The sequence below is a fragment of the bacterium genome, assembly GCA_035281585.1.
Taxonomy (GTDB): Bacteria; UBA10199; UBA10199; order DSSB01; family DSSB01; genus DATEDP01.
This window is the reverse complement of sequence record DATEDP010000150.1, coordinates 1-7748: the sequence shown is the minus strand read 5'-3', so window position 1 is coordinate 7748 and position 7748 is coordinate 1. Positions and strand designations below refer to the sequence as shown.

9 protein-coding genes are annotated in these 7748 nt (G+C 62.5%); 2 read left to right on the top strand and 7 right to left on the bottom strand.

Features of this window, described 5'->3' with window-relative positions; translation table 11 throughout:
• From VJR29_13550 to VJR29_13540, 3 genes are all read right to left on the bottom strand, one after another.
• Positions 1–626, bottom strand: a 626-nt coding sequence (locus VJR29_13550; protein ID HKY64431.1) for a tRNA guanosine(34) transglycosylase Tgt, incomplete at its 3' end; no start/stop codon positions are given.
• Between the two features lie 78 nt (positions 627–704).
• Positions 705–2639 carry an AsmA family protein gene (locus VJR29_13545; protein ID HKY64430.1) on the bottom strand — a complete coding sequence of 645 codons (1935 nt, stop codon included), beginning with the start codon at positions 2637–2639 and terminating at the stop codon, positions 705–707.
• 95 nt (positions 2640–2734) lie between these two features.
• Positions 2735–3280, bottom strand: coding sequence for a YqgE/AlgH family protein (locus VJR29_13540; protein ID HKY64429.1), 546 nt, complete (start codon positions 3278–3280; stop codon positions 2735–2737).
• Between the two features lie 152 nt (positions 3281–3432).
• Here VJR29_13540 and VJR29_13535 point away from each other — a divergent pair, with 152 nt between their 5' ends.
• Together VJR29_13535 and mscL are read left to right on the top strand one after the other, a co-directional pair.
• Positions 3433–3798 carry a hypothetical protein gene (locus tag VJR29_13535; GenBank protein ID HKY64428.1) on the top strand — a complete coding sequence of 122 codons (366 nt, stop codon included), beginning with the start codon at positions 3433–3435 and terminating at the stop codon, positions 3796–3798.
• A 96-nt stretch (positions 3799–3894) separates the two neighbouring features.
• A complete protein-coding gene (gene mscL / locus VJR29_13530) occupies positions 3895–4341 on the top strand; it encodes a large-conductance mechanosensitive channel protein MscL (protein HKY64427.1) in 447 nt (148 codons plus the stop codon).
• 78 nt (positions 4342–4419) lie between these two features.
• On the opposite strand, the gene VJR29_13525 is transcribed toward mscL, so the two are convergent.
• Genes VJR29_13525 through cysC form a run of 4 tightly spaced genes read right to left on the bottom strand, consistent with a single transcriptional unit; the run spans position 4420 to position 7536 of the window.
• Positions 4420–5343 carry a cobalamin-binding protein gene (locus VJR29_13525; GenBank protein HKY64426.1) on the bottom strand — a complete coding sequence of 308 codons (924 nt, stop codon included), beginning with the start codon at positions 5341–5343 and terminating at the stop codon, positions 4420–4422.
• Position 5344: 1 nt separating this feature from the next.
• Positions 5345–6157, bottom strand: coding sequence for a 3'(2'),5'-bisphosphate nucleotidase CysQ (locus VJR29_13520; protein ID HKY64425.1), 813 nt, complete (start codon positions 6155–6157; stop codon positions 5345–5347).
• Positions 6158–6919: a phosphoadenylyl-sulfate reductase gene (locus VJR29_13515; protein HKY64424.1), complete on the bottom strand. Its 762-nt coding sequence runs from the start codon at positions 6917–6919 to the stop codon at positions 6158–6160. It lies immediately after the preceding gene.
• Positions 6916–7536 (bottom strand): adenylyl-sulfate kinase, encoded by a 621-nt coding sequence (gene cysC / locus VJR29_13510; protein ID HKY64423.1) that lies wholly within the window; start codon positions 7534–7536, stop codon positions 6916–6918. Before cysC ends, VJR29_13515 begins: the two co-directional genes overlap by 4 nt.
• Positions 7537–7748 lie beyond the last annotated feature (212 nt).

The following is a 7748-nucleotide window of genomic DNA, read 5'->3' as shown; positions in this document are numbered from 1 at the left end:
CTCCCCGCCTCCAGCTCGAGCAGTCGCTCGGCGCATTCCTTTCTCAAACCGGGATAGATCCCGCCCTGAACGATGGCGAAAAGCGAGCTGTCCTCACGGCGCCGGCCTTGGCGGCAACGTTGGGCCCAATCGACCGTGAGCTGGAGCGATTCGGCGACGACTTTTTCCTCCGAGGGATAGGGCAGACATTCGTCCAAGACCATCATGATGTCGCTGCCCAAGGCCTCTTGGATCTCGATGGCCAGCTCGGGGCTGAGCAGATGACTGCTGCCATCGAGATGCGACTGGAATTGGACGCCTTCGGGCTTGAGCTTGCACATCTTGGCCAGCGAGAAAACCTGATAACCGCCGCTGTCGGTCAGGATGGGGCCGGGCCAGTTCATGAAGCGGTGGAGGCCGCCGAGGCCCTCGATGGTGCGGTGACCCGGGCGCAGGTAGAGATGGTAGGTGTTGCCGAGGATGATCGAGGCGCCGAGCTCCTTCAGCTCCTCGGGCCGCATCGACTTGACTGTCGCCTGGGTCCCGACCGGCATGAAGACCGGCGTCTCGAAGCTGCCGTGGGCGGTGTCGTAGCGGCCGAGCCGGGCTCTGGTTTGCGCGTCTTTTTGCAAGAGTTGGAAGGGCATCGCGATGGGGCTTAGCGCGCCAAGCCTCTCGTAGCAAGGGGCTTTAGGGTCATCCTGAGCAAAGCGAAGGATGACCACTCATTTTCCGAACAGGAATCCTTCGATCCCGGACTTCTTGCGGGTGGTGGTTTGTTGTTGCTGAGTGCTGGTCTGCTTGCGGGTCGTCGTGGTGCCGGTGCTTCCGCTCGTCGTCTTACCGGTCGAGCCTTGTTGGGTGGTGGTGCCGCCGCCGAAGATTTGGCCCAGCGGGCTTTTGGAATCGCCGAGCGGCGTGTTCTTCAAAGCTTCGTTGATCATGCCCTGGGGCCGGATTCCGCCGGCCAGCATATTGGTGAGGCCGGCGGCGGTGGCCTTGGCGACCAAGCCTTGGATGTAGCCGTTGTCGACGCTGATGTTGGGATCGGCCAAGGGACCGCTGATCGAAAAGGGCACCGAGAGGCCGCCTTTGCCGCCGGTCATCGACTGGCGGAGGCGGGCATCGGTGATGAGCTGGGCGGTGACCCCGGGCGTCAGGTTGAAAGTGCCGCCGCCGTTGATCGATTGCTGATTGGCGATGGTGGCGTTGCCCGAGGCATTGAAATGGCCGTTGCCCAGGCTGAAGGGCGCCAGCGTGACGTTGTTGCCGTTGATCCGCACCGCCGCGTTCACCCGGTCGACTTGGGTGCCGATGACGTTGGCGCTGGAGGAGAGCATGCCGACGTTGACCATCTGGCCGACCGCGGTTCCGGCCGAGAGGATCTGGGCCACCTTCACTTTGTTTTGGAGGTTGACCACCGGGAGCGGGAAAGGTCCGGCCGAGATCTTGCCGCCGCCCGAGAATGAATTGGGATTGGAGACGTTGGGCGAGGAAAGTTGGAGGTCGCCGCTCAAGCTGGCCGGGCTCGGCTTGCCCGAAGCCGCCGCGATGCTGAGCGAACGCAGCCCGACGTTGAGCTTGGCCGGGACGACCGGGCCGGGAACGGCCTCGCCGCTGAGCTGGATGGTCCCGCCGTAAATGCCGAAGGAGGTGTTGCGGATCAAAACCGGCTTCTCCTTCTTGGAAAGCTCGGCGTGGAAATTGGAAAGCGATTTGCCGGCGACGTTCAAGGCCGGCGAATCCAAGGTCAGGTCGAGCTGCGGCTCGAAGGCGCTGCCGGTGACCGTCCCCTTCATCGCCACCTTGCCGCTGGCCGGAATCGGCTTGGCCAGCATGGCGCCGAATTGCTTGAGGTCGACCTCGGGCGCGGCGAAAGCCAGGTCGAGAGCGACCGCTTTGTTCTTCTCGCCGGGGAGCAGGACCGGACCGCTGAAATCCATCTTGGTGCCGCCCCAAAGCAGGGCCCCCTCTTCCAACCTCAGCCCCTGGATCGCCTCCTCGAAGCGCATCCGGGTCGAGATTTCCATCGGCTCCTTGCTGACCTGAGGCAGGCTGTAGGAAATCTTGATCTTGGCCGGCTCGCGCGAGCCGTCGAAGCGAATGCGATCGGCCGACACGTCGATATCCTTCAGCTCGACCTTGTCCTCGCTGCCTTCGCGAGTTGCCAGAAAGCGGGCGTCGCGAATCCGGAGCCGGTCGATGGCCAGCCGTTTCCACCACAATTGATCGACGGCCGAGACCCGCTCCCTGGACTCGCCGCTGATGAGCGGGGCGAAGATCCGCTCCATGTTGGTATTGCCGTCCTTGGTCCGGCGAAGAAAGATCTCCGGCTTCACCACGTTCAATTTGCCTTCGATCTTCTTGCGAACCAGGGGAATGAGGTTGAAGCGCAGCTCGGCGACCTCGATCTTGGCCGAGGGCTCCTGCTCGCCGGGAGCGTAGAGCTGGATGTCCTTGAGGTCGAGGCCGGCCGGGAACATCACCACTTTGGCCTCGCCGACTTTGAGCTCGCCGTCGATCTGGCTCTGCAAGGCCCGGATCAGCGGCCCTTTGACGTCGCGCAGCCGGTGCGAAACGTAAAAAGCCAGCGAAACGAAAGCGACGGCAAGGATGGCGCAGGAAATTCCGATCGTCAGCCAGATTTTACCTCGGAACATAGTGATCCTTTTTGTAGGGGCGACCCTTGCGGTCGCCCAATCGGCGGCGATCGCAATCGCCTTGCCCCGGGCACCCGCAAGGGGTGCCCCTACGATTAATGCAACCCTCGGCCCAGGGCAAGGCTCGCCGGGTCGATTCCCAAGTCGAACAGGATCCGGTCCCAAGCTTGGGACGCCGGAGTGGTCAAAACGTAACGGGCTTCGGCATCGACCGTGATCCAAGCCCCCTCTTTCATCTCATCCTCGAGCTGGCCCGGGCCCCAGCCGGCGTAACCCAGCAAAAAACGGAAATCGGCGCGCCCCTCCTGCAGCAGGAGGCGCAGGGTCTCGCTGCCGGCGCTCAGGAAAAGATCGGGAAGAATTTCATGGCGCTCGGCCACGCTGGCGTCGGCGTGGAGCAGCCAACCCCGCTCCAGCTCCACCGGCCCTCCCTGGTAGACCGGCTTGGCCGCCAAGTTGTCGCGACAGACCAACTCCTGGCTGCGGGCGAATTCACCCAGGGTCAGAGGGGTGGGCCGATTGATGGCGAGACCCATGGCGCCTTGGGCATCATGCTGGAAAATTAAGACCACGCTGTGAAAAAAATTGGGGTCGCCGAGCTGGGGAACGGCGACGAGCAGGATCGGCTTCGCGACGGTCATAGAGGAACCCCTAAAATAGATGAAGCTATTGGACAATACGAAAGAATCGGGGTTCCCGGTCACCCCAAATTAACGATTGCGTCCCGGGGCCCGCTTGCGTAAAAAGGGCCAGGGTTCGATTACGTTCCCAAACTTTGCCAAGGAGGCTGAAAGTGAAAAAAAGCGCTTCGATGATCGCCGCTTTCTTTGTGGCGGCCCTCGTTCTGGGTGCCTGTACCAAGAAGACCGAGGAGACCACGACTACCACCACCACGACCACCACCGACACCACCGCTCCGGCGGGGGATTCGATCGGCGTGCCGGAGTGCGATGATTACATCGCCAAGTACGAGAAGTGCGTCAACGACAAGGTCCCGGAAATGGCCCGCGCCCCGATGAAGGACGCTTTCGACAAGCTGCGCACCTCCTGGAAGAGCGCCGCCGCCACCCCCGAGGGCAAGTCGGCTCTCGCTTCCGGTTGCAAGCAAGCCCTGGATGCCGCCAAGGCTTCGATGGGCTCCTACGGCTGCGAGTTCTAATCCTTGGACCAAGGATGCTTTTAAAAGCCCTCCGGCGAATCGCCGGGGGGCTTTTTATTTCTGGACAAGTTTGGGCCTCCAGAAGATCCTTGGCCGATGTTGAAGGAATTCAAAGAATTCATCTCCAAGGGAAACGCCATCGACCTGGCGGTGGGCGTCGTCATCGGCGCGGCCTTCGGCAAGATCGTCACTTCGCTGGTCGACGACATCATCATGCCGCCGATCGGCTTGATCTTGGGGAAGGTCGACTTCACCAATCTCTATTTCATGCTCCAGCCGGGGAAAGTCCCGGGCCCCTACCCTTCGCTGGCCGACGCCAAGAAGGCCGGCGCGGTCACGGTCAATGTCGGGGTCTTCATCAACGTGCTGATCAGCTTCCTGATCATCTCGATCGCGGTGTTCTTGCTGGTCAAGGCGATCAATCAGCTGCGACGAAAACAGGAAGCGGCCGCGACCACCAAGGATTGCCCTTACTGCAAGTCGAAGATCGACCTGGCAGCCACCCGCTGCGCCTTCTGCACTTCGGAAATTAAGGCGGCTTGACGCTGTCATTCCGAGAAGCCTTTGCGACGAGGAATCCCTGCGGAGACCCTTGGCGCCAAGAAGCTCCACAGGGACCCCTCACTTCGTGCGGGATGATATCCTTTCCCAGCCCTTCCCGCGATGTCCAAAATTGAACTCCGCGGGATGGAGGATCTCGGCGAGGATCTCCAAGCTCTCGGCCAAGCGCGGTCCGGGCCGATTGAAGTATTGATTGCCGTCGACGAGATACACCCGCCCCTCGCGCACCGCGCGCAAATTCTTCCAAGCCGCATGCGTCTCCAACTCGGGCAGCGAGGCTCGGACTTTGGCCAAGTCATAGCCGCAAGGCATCAGCAAAATCCTTTCCGGATCCCGCTCGGCCAAGGCTTCCCAATGGAGCCAAGGCGAATGTTTTCCGGCTTCACCGAAGAGGTTGCGGCCGCCGGCCATCGCCACCAGCTCCGGCATCCAGTTGCCCGCGGCCATGAGCGGCTCGAACCACTCGAGGCAGGCGACGCTCGGCTTAGTCAAACCGGCCGCCCGCCGTTCGATTTCGGCCATCCGAACGGCCAGCCCATGCTCCAACTTTTGACCGCGATCGGCGACGCCCAGGGCCTCGGCGCAGCGACGGATGTCGCTGCAAACGTCGGCCAGCGAATCGGGCTTGAGCGAAACGATCCGGGCGCTTCCGCCGATCCAATCGCCGAGCGCCTTCTCGAGCTCGCTCTCGCTGACCGCGCAAACCTCGCATTGGGACTGGGTGACGATGAAATCGGGCTTGAGCGACTTGAGCCGCTCGGCTTCGACCCGGTAGATCGAAAGGCCGCGCTCGACCAGGCCTTTGACCTCGCGGTCGATCGCCAAGCTGCCGCCTTCCGGCGCAAAGGCCGGATGGGTCAGGACCGGCAGGGCCTGGACCCAGGGCGGAAAATCGCACTCATGGGAACGCCCGACCAGCTCTCGGCGGAAACCCAGCGCGGCGACGATCTCGGTGGCGCTGGGCAGGAGCGAGACGATTCGCATATCAATCCAATCCGGAGCCCTTGAGCCGCTCGACCACCTCGGCGTGGCGGCGGCCGTTGCTGGCCAAGGTCTTACGGCCATGGCCGAAAGGCGGAGTCATCGAATAATCCAGCGGCCGGCCGGCAAGGTCGGTGAAAACGCCGCCGGCCTCTTCCAAGATGAGCAGCGGCGCGGCGGTGTCCCAGTAGCTGACCGGATGATGGTTGACATAGAGATCGGCCTCGCCGCGCACCAGGAAACCAACCTTGATGCCGACGCTGTTGATCGGCGGGAGCAGCGGCGAGCCCAAGCTGGCTTCAATCTTTTGGAGCGGGGCCTCGGGGAAACCGGTCGAAACGATCAGCGGCATCTTAGCGAAGTCGCTTCTTCCCGAAACCTTGAGCTTCACCGTCTCGCCGCCCTGGCTCAATTCGGCGCCGGCGCCGCGCAGGGCCCGGTAGGTCCGGCCTTCCAGCGGGTCGACCACCACGCCCAAGAGCGGCCGGCCCCGGCGCAGCAGCCCCACCATCACGCAAAAACCGGCGATGCCCTTGGCGAAGGCCTTGGTGCCGTCGAGCGGGTCGATGAGCCAGATATGCTCGGATTTCGAATCGCCGTCCAAGCCGTTTTCCTCGGTGAGGACGGCATGGCCCGGGAAATTCTTGCGGAGGCCGGCGCGGAGCAAGCGGTCGCTGGCCAGGTCGGCCTCGGTGACCGGCGAGGCATCGGCTTTTTGGTTGGTCTGAAGGGTCTTTTGGAAGAAGGTCATGACCGTGGCGGCGGCCTCGACGGCCAAGCCTTCGGCGATTTGGAGCCAAGTCCTCTCTTCGCTCACCTAAACCTCATCTTTATGGACGACGTGGAGGCCGCATTCCTTGTCATCGCCTTCAATGGCGTTGAACCAGCGCCAGCGGCCGGCCCGGCGCGGCTCGTGGGGACCGATCGGGGTCGTGCAGAGGATGCAGCCGAGCGATTCATAGCGCCAGCCGTCCTTTTCCCAAAAAAGCAGCTTATGGACCGGGACTTGGTTTTCCTCGCAATAGCGGCGGAGCCGCTCCTCGGTCCAATCGACCAAGGGCGCGACCTTGAGGATCGGGTTCTTGCCCGGGCGCGAAAGAATTTCGAATCGCTGGGTGGCGGCCCGGGCCTTCGATTGGTCGGAACGAAGGCCGGTGAACCAGACATCGAGCGTGTCCAAGACCTTTTCATTGGGCTCGACCTTGCGGACTTGGCAGCAGTACTCCTGCTTCTGCTTGCTGTCGAAGAAGAGGTATTCGCCGTTCTCGCGGACCATCTCCGCCAGCTTTTGGGGATCGGGCTGAGCCCGTTCGATCTTGAGGGAGTATTTTTTCTCGAGGGCGTCGAACAGCTGGTAGGTTTCGGGAAAGAGCCGAAGGGTGTCGATGGTGGCCACCCGGGGCTTGACCCCGGCCTTGACCGCGAGGTCGATCATCGCGACGCCGGTGAGCTGGCCGCTGGTCACGATGGCCGCGCGGTCGCCGAAGCGGCGGAAAACCTGTCCCAGCAGGGCTTGGGGATCTTCCGCCAGCGCCTTCAGCTCCTCGATCAGGCCTTCATGGACCGCGTTTTTGTTCATCCGATTTGGATAATCCCACGCTCGGCCAGCAAATCCAAGACCCGGCGGGTGCTCTCCTCCAAGCTTTCCTTGCCGGTCTTCAACACCAGCTCCGGCTTGTCCGGCGCCTCGTAGGGGGCCGAGATGCCGGTAAACTCGGGAATCTCGCCGGCCCGGGCCTTCTTGTAGAGACCCTTGGGATCGCGTTGCTCGCAAACATCCAGGCCGGCGTCGCAGAACACCTCGAAAAATTGACCGGCCGGCGCGACCTTGCGCGCCAAATCCCGGTCGGCCTTGTAGGGCGAGATGAAGGCGGTCAGGGTCACGACGTTGGCCTCGCAGAACAGCTTGGCGACTTCGCCGATGCGCCGGATGTTTTCTTTCCGATCATCGGGCGAAAAGCCGAGGTTGGAGTTGAGGCCGTGGCGAATGTTGTCGCCGTCGAGGACGTAGGCGTTGACCCCGTTCTCGATCAGCGCCAGCTCGACCTCGCGGGCGACGGTCGACTTGCCGGAGGCCGAAAGGCCGGTGAACCAGACAACGGCGCCCTTCTGCCCGAGCTTGAGCTCGCGCTGCTCGGGGCTCAGCTTGCCGTGGTGCCAGACGATGTTTTGACTTTTGGGTTGGGTTTGACTCATGGGGGGCTTCTATTTTTTATGCGGCGGTCTGTCAAGGCGCGAGCAGTTCTGGCGCGTTGCTTGAGTGTTTTTGCCCGGTCGGGGAGGGCCGGGGACATCCTCCTCACTTTTTTCCCTGGCCCTCAAGCCGGGCCAGGGAAAGCTTGAACCATCGATGTCTATTGGATGCTTTAGGGTGATCGACGGTTCAAAAGCCGTTCGGAGGAGTCCCC